Consider the following 18,132-nt stretch of genomic DNA (forward strand, 5'->3'; position numbering starts at 1 on the left):
ACCTGGGCGTCATCGAACCTCGGCAGCCAGACCATTGGCGCGCCGCTGAGGAACGCGCAGTGCAGGGCCACGAACAGGCCGTGGACATGGAAGATCGGCAGGGCGTGCAGCAACACGTCGTCAGGGTTGAACCCCCAGGCCTGGTGCAGCGCCTGGGCGTTGGCCGCCAGATTGCCATGGCTCAGCATGGCGCCCTTCGACCGCCCGGTGGTGCCGGAGGTGTAGATGATCGCGGCGAGGTCGCCATCCTCGCTCGGATAGGTGTCGATCAGCGGCGTCGCGCCGGCGGCCTCGGCCACGAACAGCACGGCGTCGGTGATGAAGAGGCGCGGCGCCGCGTCCTTCACGAAATAGTCCACCTCGGCCGGCGTATAGGCGGCGTTCAAGGGCAGGAACACTGCGCCCGCCATCAAGGTCGCCAGGTAGATCACCACCCCGGCCACCGACTTTTCCGCCTGCAGGGCGACGCGATCGCCGGGCTCCACCCCCTGGGCGACCATGTGGCCGGCGACACGGGCGACCTCGGCCTCCAGCCGGCCGTAGCTCACCTGTGAGCCGTCGCTCAGGAGGAAGGCCGGTTTGGCGAGGTCGGTCGGAAAGCCGGCCGCCAGAAGGTCGTAGAGGTTCATCCCCTTCCCTTATGGCCGGCGCCGACGCCGCGCCAGTCTCGCGCTGCGTCAACTTGGCCCGGGACAACGCTGGTTCAGCCTTTCGAGGTCTTCCAGGCGGCCAGCAGCGCGGTCTCCCGTTCCGGCGTCAGGCCCGACCGCAGCTTGGCCTGTCGCTCAGCCGGCCGGGTCTTGAACCAATCGAGCGTGTCGCCGGCGGTGACCGGCAGCGGCCGGAACGTGAGGCCCGCCTTCAGCGCCCGGGCGATGCTGCGGCGATGGAAGCCCATCGTCTCGCCCTGCCCCGGGATCCACACCGGCATGTCGCTCCAGGCGCTGACCTTCTGGGCCTGCAGAAACGGCGTGGCGATCCAGGTCAGCTTCGGCGTGGCATGGACGCCCGCGGCGACGCCGGCGAGGAACGCCTTGGTGGTCATCGGATGCGCGGGGCCTGTGCCGTTGAAGGTCCCGGCGGTGCGCTGCTCGGCCATGCGCACGATCCATTCGGCGAGGTCGCGGGCGTCGATGAACTGCACCGGATCGGTCCCGTCGCCGGGCGCGGCGACCTCCGGACCCCAGCGTCCGCCGGGATTGGCCAGGCGCACAGGCCAGTAGCTGAAGCGGTCGGTCTCATCGCCGGGACCGCTGATCAGCCCAGGACGGATCACCGTCGTCGCCGCCTCGCCGAACTGGCGGCGCGCCTCGGCCTCGCTGACGGCCTTCAGCTGGCCGTAGAGGGCGAGGTTCTTGGCCACCGCCTGGGCCGTTTCGGCCATCGGATCGGGGCCCTGGTAGGCGGCGACCGGGGCTGTCTCGTCGGCTGGGGCGTCGTTCTTGTCGTAGACCGAGATCGTCGAGATGAAGACGTAATGCCTGATCCTGCCCTTCAGCACCTTGGCGGCGTCGCGCACCCAGAACGGCAGGGTCGTGGGGTTGTCGATGCAGACGTCCCAATCGCGGCCCTCCAGGGACTTGAGATCGCCCGTGTTGCGGTCACCCAGCAGTTCTTCGACGGGCCCCGGCCAGTCCTCCTTCTGACGGCCGCGGTTGAAGATCGTGACCTCGTGGCCGCGGCTCAGCGCATAGCGGACTTCGTGCGGGCCGATGAAGCCCGTGCCGCCCAGGATCAGGATGCGCATCTTCCTGGGCCTCTCCGCCGCGGCGCGCGCCGCGGCGCCGGACATCGCCAGGCCGGCCAGGGCGCCGGCGCCCAGCTTCAGATGATCGCGCCGTGTCGTGGCCATCGGTTTCCCCCTTAGCCGGTGTTCCTGAGCCCCGCCGCCACGCCGTTGATGGTCAGGTGGATGCCTTCCTTGACCGCCTCGTCCTGGTCGCCGCGCCGGCGTCGCCGGATCAGCTCGATCTGCAGGTGATTGAGCGGATCGATGTAGGGCAACCGCGAGCGGATGGCGGCGGCCAGGTCCGGGTCCTTCTCCAGCATCTGGGACTGGCCGGTGATGGTGAGCAGCGCCTCGCTGGTGCGTTCCCACTCGGCCTTGATCTCGCCGAAGATATGGTTGCCCAGGGCCTTGTCCTCGACCAGCCCCGCATAGCGCCCGGCGATGGCCATGTCCGACTTGGCCAGCACCATCTCCATGTTGGCCAGCGCCGAGGAGAAGAACGGCCAATTGGCGTGCAGCTCGGCCAGTTGTTCGATCGGGATGCCCGCATCGCGCACCGCCGCGCCGAAGCCGTACCAGCCCGGCAGCATGGTCCGCGCCTGCGCCCAGGAGAACACCCAAGGGATCGCCCGCAAGCCCGCGATGCTGCGGGTGGTCTGGCGCGAAGTGGGCCGGCTGCCGATGTTCAGGTCGGCGATCTCGGTGATCGGGGTTGCGCCGTAGAAGTAGTCGACGAACCCCGGCGTGTCGTGGACCAGGGCGCGGTAGGCCGCCATGGAGCCGCGGCTCAGCGCCTCCATGGCCTGGGCGTGCGGCTCGGCGACCGTGGAGCGCGTCTCGTCACGGAACGAGGCCAGCACCATGCCCGCGGTCAGCGTCTCCAGGCTCTGTCGCGCCAGCTCCGGGTCGGCGTATTTGTTGGCCACCACCTCGCCCTGCTCGGTGATACGGATGCGCCCGTTCACCGTGCCGCCAGGCTGGGCCAGGATCGCCTCGAAACTGGAGCCGCCGCCACGGCCAACGGCGCCGCCGCGGCCATGGAAGAGCTGCAGCCGAAGCCCCTCGTCGCGGGCCACGCGGCCGAGCGCGCGGGACGTCTGGTAAAGCTCCCACGTCGAGGTCAGGTAGCTGCCGTCCTTGTTCGAGTCCGAATAGCCGATCATCACCTCCTGCAGACCGATCGGCTCGACCAGTTTGCGGATCACCGGCAGGGCCAGATAGGCCTGCAAGGTCTCCGGTGCGGCGCGCAGGTCGCCGATGGTCTCGAACAGCGGCTCAGCGAAGATCTGGGTGGTGGGCGGTTTGTCGGCGCCGCCTGGCGTGAACAGGCCGACCTCTTTCAGCAGCAGGTAGACCTCCAGCAGGTCCGAGACCGAGGTGGTGTTCGAGACGATGTAGGAGCGGATGGCGTCACGGCCGTAGAGCCGCTTCACATCGGCCGCCGCCCGCAGGATGGCGTACTCGCGGGCCGTCTCCTCGCCGTAGGCCGCGAAGGGCGAATGGAGCAGCCGGCCATGGCTGAGTTCAGCAACCAGCAGGTCGCAGCGCGCCGGCTCCTCCAGGGCCAGGTAGTCGTCGCAGACGCCGGCGACCTTCATCAGTTCGGCGACCACCCGCTCGTGGGCCGAGGAGTTCTGGCGCATGTCCAGGCGGGCCAGGTGGAAGCCGAAGGTGTCCACCGCGCGGATCAGGTCGGGCAGCGGCCCCTGGGCGAAGAGATCCCCATGGCTGGCGATCAGGCTGGCCAGCACCGTTTCCAGATCGGCCTTGAAGGCGTCCGGCGAGGCATAGGGCTCGGCCTGCACGGCGGGCGGCCGCGCGGGCGCCTCGCGAACCAGCAGTTGGTAGGTCGCCGCCAGCCGCGCGTAAATCCCGGTCAGCGCCTGGCGGTAGGGCTCGTCGGCCCGCTGCGCCGAGGCGTCATGCGCGAGGCCGGCCAGGGCCTGCAGGTCGTCGCTCACCTTGGCCAGCCGCGCCGACTGCGACAGCTCCGCACCGAGCGCGTGGACCCCGTCAAGGTAGTCGGTCATCACCGCGCGCGCCTGCCGCGCCAGCGCCGCGCGCATCACCTGGGCCGTCACGAACGGATTGCCGTCGCGGTCGCCGCCGACCCACGAGCCCACGCGCAGGAAGCTGTTCAACGCCGGCGGATGGCCGAGCACCTCCACCCAATGGGCGTAGAGCCTGGGCAGCTCGGGCAGGAAGCTTCGCTCGAAGTAGGAAACGGCGTTCTCCACCTCGTCCTCGACGCCGGGCTTCACCGAGCGCAGCAGGCGGGTGCGCCAGAAGATCGAGACCTGCCGCCTCAGCTCCCGCTCAATCGCGGCGCGCTCGGCGTCGGTGCGGGCGTGGTCATGGGCGTCCAGGTCATCGGCGATCGCGCCCACGCGGTCGAGTACGCTCTTGCGGCGCACCTCGCTGGGATGGGCGGTGATCACCGGCGCGACCAGCGCTCCCTGCAGCAACTCGATCACCCGGTCGAGGCCGACACCTTCCGAGGCCAAGGTGCGGATCGCCCCGGCAAGGGTGTCGGGCCGGCTGTCCCCGCCTCGGCCGCGTCGGCGCTGGATCTGGTCCTCGGCGATGTTGGTGATCTGCAGGAAGCAGGCGAAGGAATGGGCGAAGCGCACGGTGTCCGGCAGGCTGAGCGCGCCCAGCCGTTCGGCCATGGCCTTGGCGGCGGCGGAGGTGCCCTCGCGGTGGAAGGCGACCGAGGCCTTGCGGGTGTCCTCGATCTGGTTGAACACCGCCTCGCCGTCCTCGGCGCGGATCACGTCGCCCAGCACCCGGCCCAGGAATCGGATGGCGGTGCGAAGCTGGTCGGGCATTGCTGTGGACATGAGGCCAACGATGGCCACAGAGGTTCACGTGCGTCATCTGGTTTCCTGACGCCATAGCAGCGATAGTCGACAGTTCCGCGAAGGAAGCTTCATGACGCCTGACGATGCGCTCGCCCGGATCCGCCGCTACGACGGCCGCCTGAACGCTTTCGTCCGCGTGTTTGACCCAGCGCTGGGGCAAGGCGACGGCCCGGTCTTCGCGATCAAGGACCTGTTCGACGTGGCTGGCGTCCCGACCGGCGGCGGCGCGCAGGTCCCGCTTTCCGAGAATCCGACCGCCAATGCCGTGGTGGTCGACCGGCTGCTGGCCGCCGGCTGGCGCGCGATCGGCAAGACCAACACCGTGGAGTTGGCCTATGGCGGCTGGGGGACCAACCGCGCGGTAGGAGCGCCCTGGAATCCCTGGGACGCCACGCAGCATCGCGCCCCTGGCGGCTCCTCATCCGGATCCGCGGCCGCCGTCGCCGCGGGCTTCTGCGAGGCCGCGCTGGGCAGCGACACCGGGGGCTCGGTGCGCATTCCCGCCGCGACCTGCGGCGTCGTGGGACTGAAACCGGGCCGCGGACTCGTGAGCCTGAAGGGCGTGCATCCCCTGGCGCCGTCGCTGGACACCGTCGGCGCGCTCGCCAGGGACGTGGCGAGCGCGGCGCGGATGCTCGAGATCATCTCGGGCCCCGACGGCGCCCTGGCGGAACGGGGCCCCTTCGACTCCGAGGCCGCCCTGGCTGGCGAGGTTGAAGGCCGCCGCGTCGCCGCGATCCCGCTGGACCATCTGGGCGAGGTCGACGCCGATGTCGGCCGCCTCTACCTGGCCGCGCTGGACCGCCTCAGGAAGGCGGGCGTCACGGTGCAGATGGTCCGCCCGCCAAAGGCCCTGGACGACAGCTTCGCCCCCAACGGTCTGCTGATGGCCGGCGAAGGCTGGCGCATCTGGCGCGAGCGGATCGAGCGCCACGGCAAGGTCATGGATCCCTGGATCGTCAAACGCTTCGAGGTCGGCCGCAACATCTCCGACGACCGCCTGGCCGAGGTCCATGTCCAGCGCGCCGCCGATCAGCGGGAGTTCCACGCCTGGCTCGCCGCTTACGACGGCCTGGCGACGCCGACCTGTCCGATTCCAGGCCCGCCGATGGACCAGGTGGACGAGACAACCTCGCCGCTCAGCCGCCTAACCCGCGCCGCCAACTACCTGGATCTGCCCGGGATCAGCGTGCCATGCGGCCTGACCAGCGAGGGCATGCCCGCCGGCCTGCAGATCATCGGCCGGCCGCGCGATGAGGCGACCGTCGTGGCGCTGGGCGCGGCCTTCGAGAAGGTCAGCGGCTGGAACGGCCGAAGTCCGGATATCTCGGGCTTCGGCTGACGTTCCACTCAGATCAGGTTTTCGCCTTGGCCTTCTTCCTGACCTTGGATTTCGCCTGACCCGGCCAGCCGGCGTCGATCGGCAGACGCGGATTGGCGGTGATCTTCAGGTCGGCGCAGTGATGGTAGGTGAAGCGCCCGTCCGGGTTGATCGGATGCTCCTCCATGAACTGGATGATCTGCAGCGAGCAGTGATCGCAGTTGATGTTGGGAATCTTGACGTAGGTGTCGAATTCCTGGCCCGGCAGGCGCTTGTGGTGATCGAACACGCCGTCCATCAGCACCGGCGGCTTGGGGTTCGGATCGACCTTGCCGGAGACCGACCAGGGCTTGCCGTTCGGCCCGTCCTTGGTCACGTCCTCCGGGTCGGCCGGCAGCTCGGAGCGGTCGAGGACCGCCAGCGCCACTCGGAAATGTCCGGGGTGATAGATCGTCTCCTTGACCTTGATGCGGAGCAGCTCACCGCCGGGCACTTCCGTCACGACGCCGGTGGGCATGCCCGGATTGGCGCTGGTGCCGCCGCAGGGCCCGAGCTTCTGCGGGTCGCCGAGCCGGTCTTCCTCGATCCAGGACGCCGGCTTTTGCAGGATGAAGTGGGCCGAGGTGACAGCGGGCGCGCTCAGCGCCACGGCGCCAGCGATCAGGGCGGCGGCGATACGATGCTTCATGGTCAGAACCCCCTCGTTCAACTTTACGTGCGCGTCACCTAACATTGGTCCCGGCGCCGCAGATTTCGCAACCGAGATGAAAGTGACCTAGCGTCAATCTTCAAGGCGACCAACCAAGGCCTTTGGCGCGGAGAGGCGCCAGGCGTCCTTCAACAGGGCCGAAAATTCCTGCTCGTCGATGGCGGCCAGGCGGATCAGCACCGCCGGATAGCCGCGGTAGTGGTCGTCGTCGAAGAATCGGTCGGGTGCGGCCGCGACCAGCATTTCCTTGCGTTCGACCAGGCAGCGGACGGCGACCGCCGAGGCGTCGGGGATGCGCGGCTTCTTCGGATGGACGCGCAGCATGAAGCTCCAGACCAGGCCCTTGCCGCCGGTCACCTCGAAGGCGAGCTGGTCGCCGCGCGAGGCCTCGACGACCTCCGGCAGGGCCAGCGCCAGGCGGCGGATGGCGGCGGCGTCGATCACGGCTATTCGGCGCGCAGGGCCGGCGCCGGCCGCTTGGAGAGCGCCTGGAAAGCCGCCAGCAGTCCGCCGAACCCGGCCACCAAGGCCGCGGCCGCCAGCAGGGCCGCGACGCCCGACCAGTCCATGCTCCACTTCGCGTGGAAGACTTTCACCACCACTGGCCAGGCCGCCGCGTAGCCCAGGGCCACGCCCGCGGCGCCGGCGATGACGCCGACCGCGCCATATTCCAGGACATAGGCGCTGAGAATCTGGCCGCGCGAGGCGCCCAGAACCTTCAGGATCGCCGCTTCCCGCGTGCGGGCCCGGGCGCGGGCGGCGATCGCGCCGGTGAGGACCAGCAGGCCGGCGAGCGCCGCCACGGCCGCGGCGCCGCGCACCGCAAGCGCCAGGCGGTCGAAGAGGTCGGTGGCGGCCTCCAACTGCTCGCGCACCGAGATCACGTTCACCGTTGGGAAGCTGTGGCCCAGCTCGCGGATCACCGAGGCCTCCTGCGCCTTCGAGGCCTTGGCGATCGCCACCTGACGCAGGTTCGCGCCCGCCACGGCCGAGGGCGTGATCACCAGGGGGAAGCTCGCGCCGAACCCGCCGAAGTCCACCTTGCGCAGCACGGCGACGCGCGCGTCGATGTCATTGCCGAGCACCGACAACCTGACCTGATCGCCGACCTTGATCTGCTCGCCGCGCGCCACGTCCACATCCATGGCGACCTGCGCCGGACCGGCGTAGTTCGCCGACCACCAGCGGCCGTCCTCGATCCCGGCGCCCTCCGGCTCGGGCCCGATGGCCGACATGGAGATGTCGCTGTCGTAGGCCCAGCGGTCAGACCGGGCGATCTTCTGCACGTCCACCGGCTGGCCGCGGACCTTAGTGATGCGGCCGGTGACGAAGGGCTCGCGCAGGTAGTTCTTCGGCGTCAGCGGCGCGCCGAAGCCACGTTGCACGGCCGCGTCGAATTCCGCAGGCCGGTCGCCGGGGATGTCGGTGAACACCAGGGCCGGCGCGGTGCGCGGCGCAACCTCGGCCACCTGGTTCAGGAGCGCCGACTGGATCAGCACCACCGCGGCCAGCAGCGCCACGCCCAGGCCGATGGCGGGCGACGCCGTCCGCGCCGCCGAATGCGGGCCGGAGAGATTGGCGAGGCCGATCCGCAACGGCCCCCTTGCCCCGGCCCGCGCCTTGCCGGCCAGCACCGCCGAGCCCCAGCCCAGCGCCCAGAGCAGGCCGAACGACACGGCCACGCCGGCGATCATGATGGTCGCCGCCAGCGGCGTCGGCGCAGTCACCACCGCCATGGCGGCGAGCCCCATCGCGGCCAGGACCGCGCCCACGATCTCCGGCCCGATCTTGAAGGTTCCGGATAGGTCGCTGCGGAACAGGCTCGCCGGCGGCGTGGAGCGCGCCCGGCCCAACGGCGCGAGCGAGAAAGCCGCGGCCGACAGCAGCCCGAAGGCTGCGGCCTTCAGGAGCGGCGCCGGATAGACGGCGAACAGCGCCGGGATCGGCAGGCTGCTCTTGACGATCTCGCCCATCAGCAACGGCGCGGCGGCGCCGATCGCCAGGCCGATCGCGACACCGAGCGCGGCCAAGAGGCCGATCTGGATCAGGTAGATGTCGCGCACGAGCTGACCCTCGGCGCCCAGGGCCTTGAGGGTCGCGATGACCGGCTTGCGCGCCTCCAGATAGGCGCTGACGGCTCCGAACACCCCCAGGCCGCCGGCCACCAGCGAGGCCAGGCCGATAAAGCCGAGGAAATATTCCAGCTGGTCGATCAGCCGATGGATGCCGGGCGCGGCGTCCTCCCGGTCGCGGATCCGCACCAGGCCGCCAAGCTTGTGCTGCAGGTCCCTCTTCGCCGCCGCCAGGGGCGTGCCAGCCGGCAACTCCACTCGGGCCGTCACGCCGAATGGCAGGCCAGGCGCCATGAAGCCGCCCTTCTGCACCGCCGCCAGGTCGGTGATCACCCGCGGCCCTAGCGCAAAGCCGCGCGACAGCCGGTCCGGCTCCTCCAGCAGGACGCCGCGCACCACCAGCGGCAGGTTGCCAGCCAGGAAGGTGTCGCCGACCCGCATGTGCAGTTTGTCGAGCAGCGGCTGCTCGACCACCGCGCCCGCGACGCCGCCGACTGGCGCGATAGCCGCCTGCAGCGATGACGCGCCCTTCAGGGTCACCCTGCCGGTCAGGGGGTAGGTGTCGTTGACCCCGCGCAGTTCGATCAGCCGCCGGTCGCCGGACGGCGATTGCGCCATGGCCATCGAGGCCACCGAATAGGAGACCTGGCCCGCGCGGCTCAGCGTCGCCTGCTCGGCCGAATTAAAGGCCCGCTGGCGCACGGTCAGCGCCAGGTCGCCGCCGAGGATTTCGCTGGCCTGACTGGCGAGGCCGCGGCGGAAGGCTTCCGCCGTCGAGCCCGCCGCGGCGATCGCCGCCACCCCCAGCGCCAGGCAGGCCAGGAAGATGCGGAAGCCCCGCACGCCGCCGCGCAGTTCGCGCGCCGCGAACCGGAAACTTAGCGGCGTCATGCGCTTGCGGCGCTTTCCTGAGCCACGCGGCCATCTCGCAGCCGCACCGTCCGCCCGGCCCGCCTTGCCAGTCCCTCGTCGTGGGTCACCAGCACCAGGGCCGCGCCTGTCTCGGCCACCAAGTCGAACATCAGGTCGGCCACGTGGGCGGCGTTGGCGGCGTCGAGGTTGCCGGTGGGCTCGTCGGCGAACAGCAAAGCCGGCCGCGAGGCGAGCGCGCGGGCCAGGGCCACCCGCTGCTGTTCGCCGCCGGACAACTGGTGCGGATAGTGGCTGCCCCGCGCCGAAAGGCCGACCCGGTCGAGCCACGCCCTGGCGGTTTCAGTCGCGCCCGCCACCCGGGCGATCTCCAGCGGGGCCGCCACGTTCTCCGCGGCGGTCATGTTCGGAAGCAGATGGAAACTCTGAAACACCAGAGAGACACGTCCCCGGCGCAGGCGCGCACGGCCGTCCTCGTCGAGCGCCGCCACGTCCTGGCCGAACAGGACCACGCGCCCGCCGGTCGGCCGCTCCAGCCCCGCCGCCACCGCGATCAGCGAAGACTTGCCCGACCCCGACGGTCCGACCAGCGCCACACGCTCGCCACGCCCAACGGTGACATCGAGCCCTCGCAGGATCTCCACCGGACCTGCCGCGGACGGCAGGGTGAGCGAGACATTGTCGAGGACCAGCGGATCGGCGGCGTCAGTTTCGGTCAAGGCGGGCCCTTCGAGCGTTCAAGTCGCGTACACGATCCCCTAGATAGGACAGGCGCATGGCCGATACACGACCCCTCTTCGTTTCCCGCCGAACCCTGATCGCCGCAGGGCTCGCGATCGTTCCCCTGCCGGCCCTGGCAGCGAGCGATCCGGTGGTGACCATGCTGGGGGATTCGATCACCGCCGGGTACGGCCTGCCGCAGGCCGCCTCGCTTCCGATCCAGCTGCAGCTTGCGCTAAAGCGGCTCGGCGCGCCCAACGTTGTGCGTGGCGCCGGCGTCTCCGGCGACACCACCCAGGACGGCGCCGCCCGCGCCGACTTCAGCATCCGGTCAGACAGCCAGGTGGTGGTCGTGGCCCTCGGCGGCAACGACCTGCTGCAGGGGGTGGATCCCAAGACCACGCGGGCCAATCTGGAGCTCATCGTGCGGCGACTGAAGGCCCGCCACATGGGCGTGATCCTCTGCGGCCTGCACGCACCGCCGGAGCTGGGGGCCGGCTACGCGCGGGATTTCGACGCGGTGTTCCCCGCAGTCGCGAAAGCCGAGGGCGTGACCCTCTATCCAGACCTGCTGGCCGGCGTCTCGCGCAACCCGGCCCTGAACCAGGGCGACGCCATCCACCCCAACGCCAAGGGCGTGCTGATCATCGCTGGCAAACTGGCGCCGGTGGTGGCCAGGGAACTGAAGAAGCGGGCTTAGGCCGCAGCGAGGCTGGCGCCGACCCGCCGCCAGCAGGCATGGCGGCGCGTTAGGCGCTCTCGACCGCGATGTCATCGCGGTCGCCGACCTTCAGCAGCACGGTCCATCCGAGCAGGGCAAAGGCCGCGCCCAGGCACCAGCCGGCCAGGACATCGCTCGGCCAATGGACGCCGAGGTAGACGCGGCTGAAGCCGATGGCGAGCACCAGGACCACGGCCAGGACGAACACCATCGATTTGGTCCCGCGATTGGGTTCCAAGCTGGAGATCAGCATGGCCAGCGTCAGATACATCGCCGCCGACAGCGTCGAGTGACCGCTGGGGAAGCTCGACGAATAGACGTAGCTGCCGTGGGGCACGAGCTCAGGCCGCGGCCGGCCGTAGAACGACTTCAGGAGTTCGCTGACGACGTCGGCGGCCACCACCGTCGCGCCGAGGATGGCGGCGTGCCAGCGCTTTCGGTGCAGCAGGAAGGCCAGCACCCCGACCGTCGTCGCAAGCGTCACAACCGTCACCCCGCCAAGCGCGGTGACGTCGCGCATCGCCTCCTGCAGGGACGGTGATCCGATCGGATCGCTCAGGTCCGCGGGATTGCGCAGCGCAAGCAGGATCTTCTTGTCGAAGTCGAGGGTCTCGCCCTCGCCCATCTCGCTGGCGATGTTGAAGAAAGCCCAGAGCGCGCCGGCGGCAGCGATCACGAAGATCAGCGTGCGGCTTTCGATTCGCCGCAGCAGATGTCGCAGCAAGCGGGACTGTCCGGGCTCGATCAGGCGAACACGCGTCGCTGGGCCGGCGGCCAGCGCAAGGTCAGCGCCACCGCAGCCTCGGCGGCGTCCCGCGTCAGGTCGGCGCCGTCGGCCACCGTCACGCCATCCTCGTCATAGACGCACCAGCGCCAGCCCTCTTCCATCTGGCTGAGCGAATAGGCGAGCGGCGAATCCTGCGGCATTGGGGCCTTGCTCCGAGTGGACGACGCAGACCCAAACCCCTGAAGGCGCGATGGGTTTCGCGGCGCCGCAGCATTGTCGGGGCACTTGCCGGAAACGTGACCGGCTCGACCTCAATCATGGGTATCCAGCAGATTCCGTCCGGCGTCACGCAGGTTCGCGCAACCGGTGAGAACCATGGCCACAGCCAACTCGGACTTCAGTGTGCCGAGCATCTTGGCGACCTGCGCTTCGCCGCCGGCGCCCAGGGCGTAGGCCCAGGCGCGGCCGATCAGGCAGGCCTTGGCGCCAAGCGACATGGCCTTCAGCACGTCGAGGCCCGATCTCACGCCACCGTCCATGTAGACCTCGAGGTCCGACCCCACGGCGTCGGCGATCCTCGGCAGGGCCGAAATCGAGGATTTCACCCCATCCAGCTGCCGTCCGCCGTGGTTCGAGACCACCAGCCCCTGGGCTCCGGCCTTGACCGCGCTCCTGGCGTCCTCGGCGTCGAGCACACCCTTGATGACGATCGGTCCGTCCCAGGTCTCGCGCACCCAGTCCATGTCCTTCCAGGTCACCGAGCGGTCGAAGTTGCGCGCCACCCAGGAGAGGAAATCGGTCACCCGCCCGTGCTTGCCGCTGACCGCCCCGGCCACCGAGCCCAGGGTGTGCGGACGGCCATTCGTCCAGACATCCCACATCCATTGCGGATGCGTCAGCCCGTCCCAGGCCGTGTTCAGCGTTCCGGAAATCCCGCTCGATCCGGTGAAGCCTGACCGCACGTCGCGGTATCGCGCGCCAGGCATCGGCAGGTCGACGGTGAACACCAGCACCGGACAGCCCACCGCCTTCACCCGGGCCAGGAGCTCTCGCATATAGCCGCGGTCTTTCAGCATGTAGAGCTGGTACCAGGGCGGCGTTCCGGCGCCCGCCGTCACCTCCCCGGCGTCGCAGACTCCCATGGCCGAAAGGCAGAAGGGCACGCCTGCGGCCTTTGCCGCGCGGGCCGCCTGGACCTCGCCGCGGCGGGCGTACATTCCGGCCATGCCCACCGGCGCCAGCGCGACCGGCATCGACAGCGTCTGACCGAGCGTCGTGACGCTCATATCCAGGCTCGACATGTCGCACATCACGCGCTGGCGCAGCGCGATGGCCTCCAGGTCGGCGACGTTGCGCTTCAGCGTCACCTCCGCATAGGAGCCGCCGTCGATATATTCGAAGAAGATCTTCGGGAGCCTGCGCCGCGCGAGCTCCCGATAGTCCGAGACCGAAGCTGCGCGCACACGTCCCTCCCCTTCAGGCTGGCGAAGTTGGACCCCGATGCGCGGGTCCGCGCAAGTCTCAGGCGGCCGCGGCCTGCGGCGGTACGCTCATGATCCAGACCTGGTGGCCGCGCGCCAGCAGGTCGCCATCCGTCGAAAAGAGCGCCACGCCGGCGGTTTCCTTGCGGCCCTCGCGCGCCAGCGGCCAGGCGGTGACGATGCAGGTCTCGCCGGCGCTTGGGCGGCGCAGCACCTCTCCGGTCATTGTGCCCAGCAGGGCCCCGTGGCGACCTTCCTTCACCACCCAGGCGAAAAAGCCAGGGCAGTCGAGCGCCGCCCAGATCACCTCGGTCGTGGCCAGGCCATCCGCGTCGGCGAACGCCGCGTCCGGCGTCCACAGGCACGCCACATGACCGGCCGCAGCGCCGTCGAGCTGGCCCGGGAAGACCCGCAGCCCGTCGCCTTCTTGGCGGTCCGCGCCACAGGTAAAGCAGATCGGATGGTAGCTCTGCTCATGGCCCACGTAGCGCGCGCCGGCGGCGCGGGCCGCCTCAGCGCTGGGCGGCGCAGGCGGATCGGGCAGCAGGCTCCCCATGGCCGGATCACCGCGGCCGATCAGTCCGCCCGCGGCATCGGTCATCACCGCCGCGCCTTCGGCCATGGTGAGATCCAGATCTACGTCCAGGGGCACACGGGCCCTCAGCACGGAGGTCACCGGGCCATCGAGGTCCCTCGCCAGGACGCCGCAGACATAGCCGCCGTTGCCGGAATTCGGGGGCCCGCAGAACTGCTGGGCGATGACGATCTTGGCCAAGGGCAATCGCTCGAACGCTAAGGGATCAAATCAATGGCCAAGGCTTTTCCACAGAAGCCCGCGACCGCGAAAGCCCAAAATGCCCGTCAGCGGCGTTGGACCGCGCCGGGGGCTGCGCTAGTTTGCCGCCAACACGGCCCTGACGGGCGGATTCGATCACGACGACGATGAGGAGATGCCGGTGAGCGAGCGATTGGAACGGCCCTGGGCCCTGATGCGCCACCACGCCGGCTGGGCCGACGTCTTCCACATCGAGACCGAGAGCAACGACTCCATCACCGGCTTCTATCCGGATCGCGAGACCGTGGGTCCGCCGGTGACCTATTCGGTTCGCGCGGTGCTGGCGCGGTTCCCGACCCTGGAGGCCGCCCGCGCGGCGCGCGAGGGCGCAGTGTCCGAATGGCGAAAGCATGACGCCGGCGTCCGCGACGCCGAGGCCGTCCTCCGCGACGCCGAAAAAGCCCGCGAGGACGCCTGGCTGAAGTGCCTGCGCGACGCCGCCGAACGCTAGGCCGCGGTCAGAACCGCTTGGCTGGAGGCGTGTCGGGCCTTAGCACGCCCTTCGGGGCGACGAAGTAGCAGGGCAGACTGGGAACCTTCAGGCCTCACGTCGCGTGGCGCCACTGGATTTTGCCGCCGCCGAACCGGGCGAAGCAGCCCGCGTAGGGGATGTGCGCGCCCCCTGTTCTCGGCGACGGCGAGCTCGAACGCCTCCTTGGCTTCGGGGCTTAAGCCGAGCGGCGCGGCGTTCCGTCGGAGATCGGCTTCCCAGACCGCAAGCAACAGCAGGTGAACCGCCAGGGCGAAGGCGCCGGCCATCCAGGGTCGACGGACCACGAGCCTTCGATCCATGGAGACGCCGTCGCTCACCCCACACTGTCCGCCTTGAAGGAAACTCTCGCCAAGCCTTTGGCGGGGATTGGACCAACCCTGAGGCGAAGGTTGAACGACCGACGCAGCGCCCTCGCCTATTTCAGGTATTTATCGAACCAGTCGACGGTGCGCTGAACGCTGTCGATCTGGTTCTCGCGCTTGGCGAAGCCGTGCCCCTCTTCGGGGTAGTAGTGGACGTCCACCGTCGCGCCCACGCCCTGCAGCGTCGCCACTACCTCCGCTGCCTGTCCGCGCGGCACGCGGATGTCGTTCTCCCCCTGCAGGATCAGGAGCGGCGCCTTGGTCTGCTTGATGTAGGTCATCGGCGAGTCGGCGTCATAGACGCCCTTGTCGGCCACCGGGTCGCCGATCAGGGAGCGTTGATAGGCCTGCAGCGCCGCGTCCTCGTGCTTCATCATCTCATACCAGTTGATGATGCCGTACATGGCGACGCCCGCGGCCCAGACGTCGGGGGTCTTGCCCACCGCCATCAGGGTCATGAAGCCGCCGTAGGAGCCGCCGGTGATGCCGATCTTCTTCGGGTTCACATAGCCGGTCGCGGTGAGGAACTTCGCCGCATAGACCTCGTCGGTCAGGTCGCCGCCGCCCAAGTCCTTGTGATTGGCCTTCTGGAAGGCCTCGCCATAGCCGGTCGAGCCGCGGGGATTGGGCTGGATCACCAGATAGCCGCGCGAGACCAGGGCGACGGCCAGCCGGCTGAAGCGGTCGGTTGTCTGCCCAGTGGGCCCGCCATGCGGCACGACCACCGCCGGCGCGGTCCCATCGCGCGCCAGGTTGAACGGGACCATCAGGATGGCGCTGATCACCGTGCCGTCGGCGCTCGCATAGTGGACGATCTGCGAGATGGGCAGCCCGGCCGCGTCGAGACCCGGCGCGGCGAAATTGGTCAGCCGCGTCGCCTTGCCTGCGCGATCCAGCACCCAGTAGTCAAAGGGGGTCTTGGCGCCGTCGTGGCCAACCAACAGCCGACCGTCAGAGGTGAAGGGATTGTCGTCGCCGCCTTCGGTGTTGAACCCTTCCGGCAGCGGCGCCTTGGTCACCTTGCGGCTCTTCAGGTTGTAGGTCGACAGGTCCTGGCGGCCGTCGGTGTCGGTGGCGAGCATGACCGAGGCGCCGTCGGGCGAAAAGCTCCCGCCCGACTGTTCCCAAGCCGTGGGCGAGAGCCATCTGAGTTTGCCGCTCTTGATGTTGAGCAGCGCCGCTTGGTCGACGCCGCCGTCGTAGTTGGAGGTGACCGAGAGCGATCGCCCATCGTGGGAAATGTCGGTGGCCGAGACGCGCACCTTCGTCTGGATCCCGGGCGTCAGGCGCGTCGCGTCCGGATGCCCGGTCACGGCGAGGCGCCAGATGCTGCCGCTGGTGCTGCCGACGTCGCCACGGTTGGCGATCAGCGCCTTGCTGTCGGGCGTGAAGACCGCCGGCGCCCAGCGGTTGTCGAGGGTCTTCTCATGGGTCAGCTGGGTGATCTTGTGGGTGGCCATGTCCATCACCGCCACGTCGCTGATCGGCGAGGTCTTGGGCTTGGCGGCGAAGGCCAGGAACTTGCCGTCGGGCGAAAAGCGCGGGCCAGTCTCCGAGACGGTCGGGGAATTGGTAAGGTCGACGACGCCGCCGCCAGCCAGGGGTACGGCGTAGAGGTCATACATCTCATCGCCGCCGTGGTCCTGCTGGAAGACCACCCATTTGCCGTCGGGCGAGATGGTGATGCCAGACTGGCGGTCGTCGGAGTGGGTGAGCTGGACCGGCTCCCTGCCGGTGGCTGGATACTTCCAGAGATTGAAGCGACCATCGAGGTTGGTGGAAACGACCACCCATTTGCCGTCCGGGCTCCAGGCTGCGCCCAGCGAGGCGCGATTGGCGAAGAGATCGGCGATGGGCACGGGCGGCGCGGCCGGCTTGGCCTGGGAAACGATGCTCTTGGGCTGGGTGATCGGCCGCAGGGGACCCGGTATGCCCGTGGGCTTGGGCGTCGGCGTGGGCGTGGATTCCGTGGGCTTGGGAGTGGGCGTGGACTCTGCGGCGTTCGCCAAGCCACCGATCGACAGCGCCAACATCACCGCCGCGCCGACCGTCTGAACCATCCGCATCCCACTATTCTCCCGCGACCGAAACTGGCGGCACCGCACGCCATATTGCGGCGAATCTCAAGCCCGGATCGAGGGTGACGAAGCCTAGGACGCAGCCGCGCGGTACTTTGCGTGACAGGCGCCGCAGGCGGCGCCAACGGCGCGGGCCTGGGTCTTGATGGCGTCAAGGTCGCCGACCATGGCCAGCTGCTCCAGCTTGACCGTCTCGGCCTGCAATTGGGCCGCGGCCTTGTCGAAGCCTTCCGCATCGGTCCAGATCTCGGCCTTGGCGGCGGTCTTCAAGCCGGTCTCCGGTCCGCTGCCCTTCGGGAACCAGGTCGGCAGGTCGGCGGCGGTCCCCTTGATCTTGGTTGCGTTGGCCGCGATCACCGCCTTGTCCGGCGCGTCCTTCTTGAGCTCGTCGTTGATCGCCTTGAACCCGGCGGCCTGCTCCCGGAAATGGGCCTGACGCGCCAGCAGCGCCTGGCCGGCCGGGCTCGCCGGGCCAGCTGGCAGCGCCGGGTCTGCGGCCAGGGCCGCACCGGCCGCCAGGCCAAGGGCCGCCAGGGCCGCGACAAGGGTCCGTCGGGCCATGACGCGGCCTCCAAGAAGGCGCCTCAGCGCCCGTTGGCTGAGATGTGACGGGATCGGGCCGGCGGCGTCAACGCGCCGCCTTCACCGGCGCGCCCTGCGCCTTGCCGTCGGCCAGCAGGCTCGCGCAGTTGGCGTCCTTGGCCAGACCCGCGTCGACGAATGGCAGCAGCACCGCAAGGGGCGACAGCAACGCCCCGAGCGCCAGCGCCGCGCCGCCCTGGGCGATGGCCGTGCCTTTCTCGACGCCGACCTTGGGCGACAGCATCGGGCCGCTGACCGTGATGGGGGCCAGGAGGCGCACCAGTTGGAACTTCTTCGGATGGCCGCGCAGCCGGAACTGCAGGTGCTCGGTGTCGAGGTTCACCGTGCCGTCGCCATCGACCAGGACCGGGGCCGTGTCGACGATCAGCCTGTCGGCGTTCATCACGCCGCCTTTCGCGGTGAAATGGGCGACAGCGCAGCGCAGCGGGGTCGTCGTCTGGTCCTTGGCGAACAGCAGGCCCAGGCCCTTGATCACATCGACGCCCGCAAGCTCGGCCAGGGATCTGCGAATCTCGCCGCTGGGCGCCACCAGCATGACCTCGCCGTCGGC

The 18,132-nt window shown here is 69.6% G+C and carries 16 protein-coding genes and 1 pseudogene; 3 read left to right on the forward strand and 14 right to left on the reverse strand.

Translation table 11 applies throughout. The features are described 5' to 3' along the window. The 3 genes from E8A12_RS17665 to ppc form a co-directional block, all read right to left on the reverse strand. The coding region (locus E8A12_RS17665) for an AMP-binding protein (protein ID WP_293371236.1) at positions 1–629 on the reverse strand (629 nt) is incomplete at its 3' end. Positions 630–703: 74 nt separating this feature from the next. Then, entirely contained in the window at positions 704–1,852 is a 1,149-nt protein-coding gene (locus E8A12_RS17670) for an NAD-dependent epimerase/dehydratase family protein (protein WP_293371238.1), read from the reverse strand. An 11-nt stretch (positions 1,853–1,863) separates the two neighbouring features. Continuing rightward, on the reverse strand, positions 1,864–4,569 hold the full coding sequence (gene ppc, locus E8A12_RS17675; protein WP_293371240.1) for a phosphoenolpyruvate carboxylase: 2,706 nt from the start codon (positions 4,567–4,569) through the stop codon (positions 1,864–1,866). Positions 4,570–4,660: 91 nt separating this feature from the next. On the opposite strand from ppc, the gene E8A12_RS17680 reads away from it, so the two are divergent. Continuing rightward, positions 4,661–5,932: an amidase gene (locus tag E8A12_RS17680; protein ID WP_293371242.1), complete on the forward strand. Its 1,272-nt coding sequence runs from the start codon at positions 4,661–4,663 to the stop codon at positions 5,930–5,932. Positions 5,933–5,945: 13 nt separating this feature from the next. Here the strand turns inward: E8A12_RS17680 and E8A12_RS17685 are convergent, their stop codons facing one another. From E8A12_RS17685 to E8A12_RS17700, 4 genes are all read right to left on the reverse strand, one after another. Then, positions 5,946–6,599 (reverse strand): SCE4755 family polysaccharide monooxygenase-like protein, encoded by a 654-nt coding sequence (locus E8A12_RS17685; RefSeq protein WP_293371244.1) that lies wholly within the window; start codon positions 6,597–6,599, stop codon positions 5,946–5,948. A 93-nt stretch (positions 6,600–6,692) separates the two neighbouring features. After that, the gene (locus tag E8A12_RS17690) at positions 6,693–7,064 is read right to left on the reverse strand and encodes an MmcQ/YjbR family DNA-binding protein (protein ID WP_293371245.1); all 372 of its coding nucleotides are present in this window, start codon (positions 7,062–7,064) and stop codon (positions 6,693–6,695) included. A gap of 2 nt (positions 7,065–7,066) precedes the next feature. Continuing rightward, positions 7,067–9,583 carry an FtsX-like permease family protein gene (locus tag E8A12_RS17695; protein ID WP_293371247.1) on the reverse strand — a complete coding sequence of 839 codons (2,517 nt, stop codon included), beginning with the start codon at positions 9,581–9,583 and terminating at the stop codon, positions 7,067–7,069. Further along, positions 9,580–10,281 carry an ATP-binding cassette domain-containing protein gene (locus E8A12_RS17700; RefSeq protein ID WP_293371249.1) on the reverse strand — a complete coding sequence of 234 codons (702 nt, stop codon included), beginning with the start codon at positions 10,279–10,281 and terminating at the stop codon, positions 9,580–9,582. Before E8A12_RS17700 ends, E8A12_RS17695 begins: the two co-directional genes overlap by 4 nt. Before the next feature lie 56 nt (positions 10,282–10,337). Here E8A12_RS17700 and E8A12_RS17705 point away from each other — a divergent pair, with 56 nt between their 5' ends. Continuing rightward, a complete protein-coding gene (locus E8A12_RS17705; protein ID WP_293371251.1) occupies positions 10,338–10,982 on the forward strand; it encodes an arylesterase in 645 nt (214 codons plus the stop codon). 49 nt (positions 10,983–11,031) lie between these two features. Here the strand turns inward: E8A12_RS17705 and E8A12_RS17710 are convergent, their stop codons facing one another. The 4 genes from E8A12_RS17710 to E8A12_RS17725 form a co-directional block, all read right to left on the reverse strand. Then, the gene (locus E8A12_RS17710) at positions 11,032–11,727 is read right to left on the reverse strand and encodes a phosphatase PAP2 family protein (protein WP_293371253.1); all 696 of its coding nucleotides are present in this window, start codon (positions 11,725–11,727) and stop codon (positions 11,032–11,034) included. A gap of 20 nt (positions 11,728–11,747) precedes the next feature. Continuing rightward, entirely contained in the window at positions 11,748–11,930 is a 183-nt protein-coding gene (locus E8A12_RS17715) for a hypothetical protein (RefSeq protein WP_293371255.1), read from the reverse strand. Between the two features lie 111 nt (positions 11,931–12,041). Continuing rightward, positions 12,042–13,193, reverse strand: a complete 1,152-nt coding sequence (locus E8A12_RS17720) for an L-lactate dehydrogenase (RefSeq protein WP_293371257.1) — start codon at positions 13,191–13,193, stop codon at positions 12,042–12,044. A 58-nt stretch (positions 13,194–13,251) separates the two neighbouring features. Beyond that, complete coding sequence (locus tag E8A12_RS17725; protein WP_293371259.1) at positions 13,252–13,986, reverse strand: hypothetical protein; 735 nt, start codon at positions 13,984–13,986, stop codon at positions 13,252–13,254. A gap of 181 nt (positions 13,987–14,167) precedes the next feature. Here E8A12_RS17725 and E8A12_RS17730 point away from each other — a divergent pair, with 181 nt between their 5' ends. Next, complete coding sequence (locus tag E8A12_RS17730) at positions 14,168–14,497, forward strand: hypothetical protein (RefSeq protein WP_293371261.1); 330 nt, start codon at positions 14,168–14,170, stop codon at positions 14,495–14,497. Between the two features lie 457 nt (positions 14,498–14,954). Here the strand turns inward: E8A12_RS17730 and E8A12_RS17735 are convergent, their stop codons facing one another. From E8A12_RS17735 to E8A12_RS17745, 3 genes and pseudogenes are all read right to left on the reverse strand, one after another. After that, entirely contained in the window at positions 14,955–16,967 is a 2,013-nt protein-coding gene (locus E8A12_RS17735; protein ID WP_293371263.1) for a S9 family peptidase, read from the reverse strand. 84 nt (positions 16,968–17,051) lie between these two features. Then, entirely contained in the window at positions 17,052–17,540 is a 489-nt protein-coding gene (locus tag E8A12_RS17740) for a cytochrome c (RefSeq protein ID WP_293371265.1), read from the reverse strand. 67 nt (positions 17,541–17,607) lie between these two features. Then, positions 17,608–18,132, reverse strand: a pseudogene (locus tag E8A12_RS17745) (AsmA family protein); the annotation flags it as partial.

Source organism: Phenylobacterium sp. (assembly GCF_004799395.1).
Classification (GTDB): domain Bacteria; phylum Pseudomonadota; class Alphaproteobacteria; order Caulobacterales; family Caulobacteraceae; genus Phenylobacterium.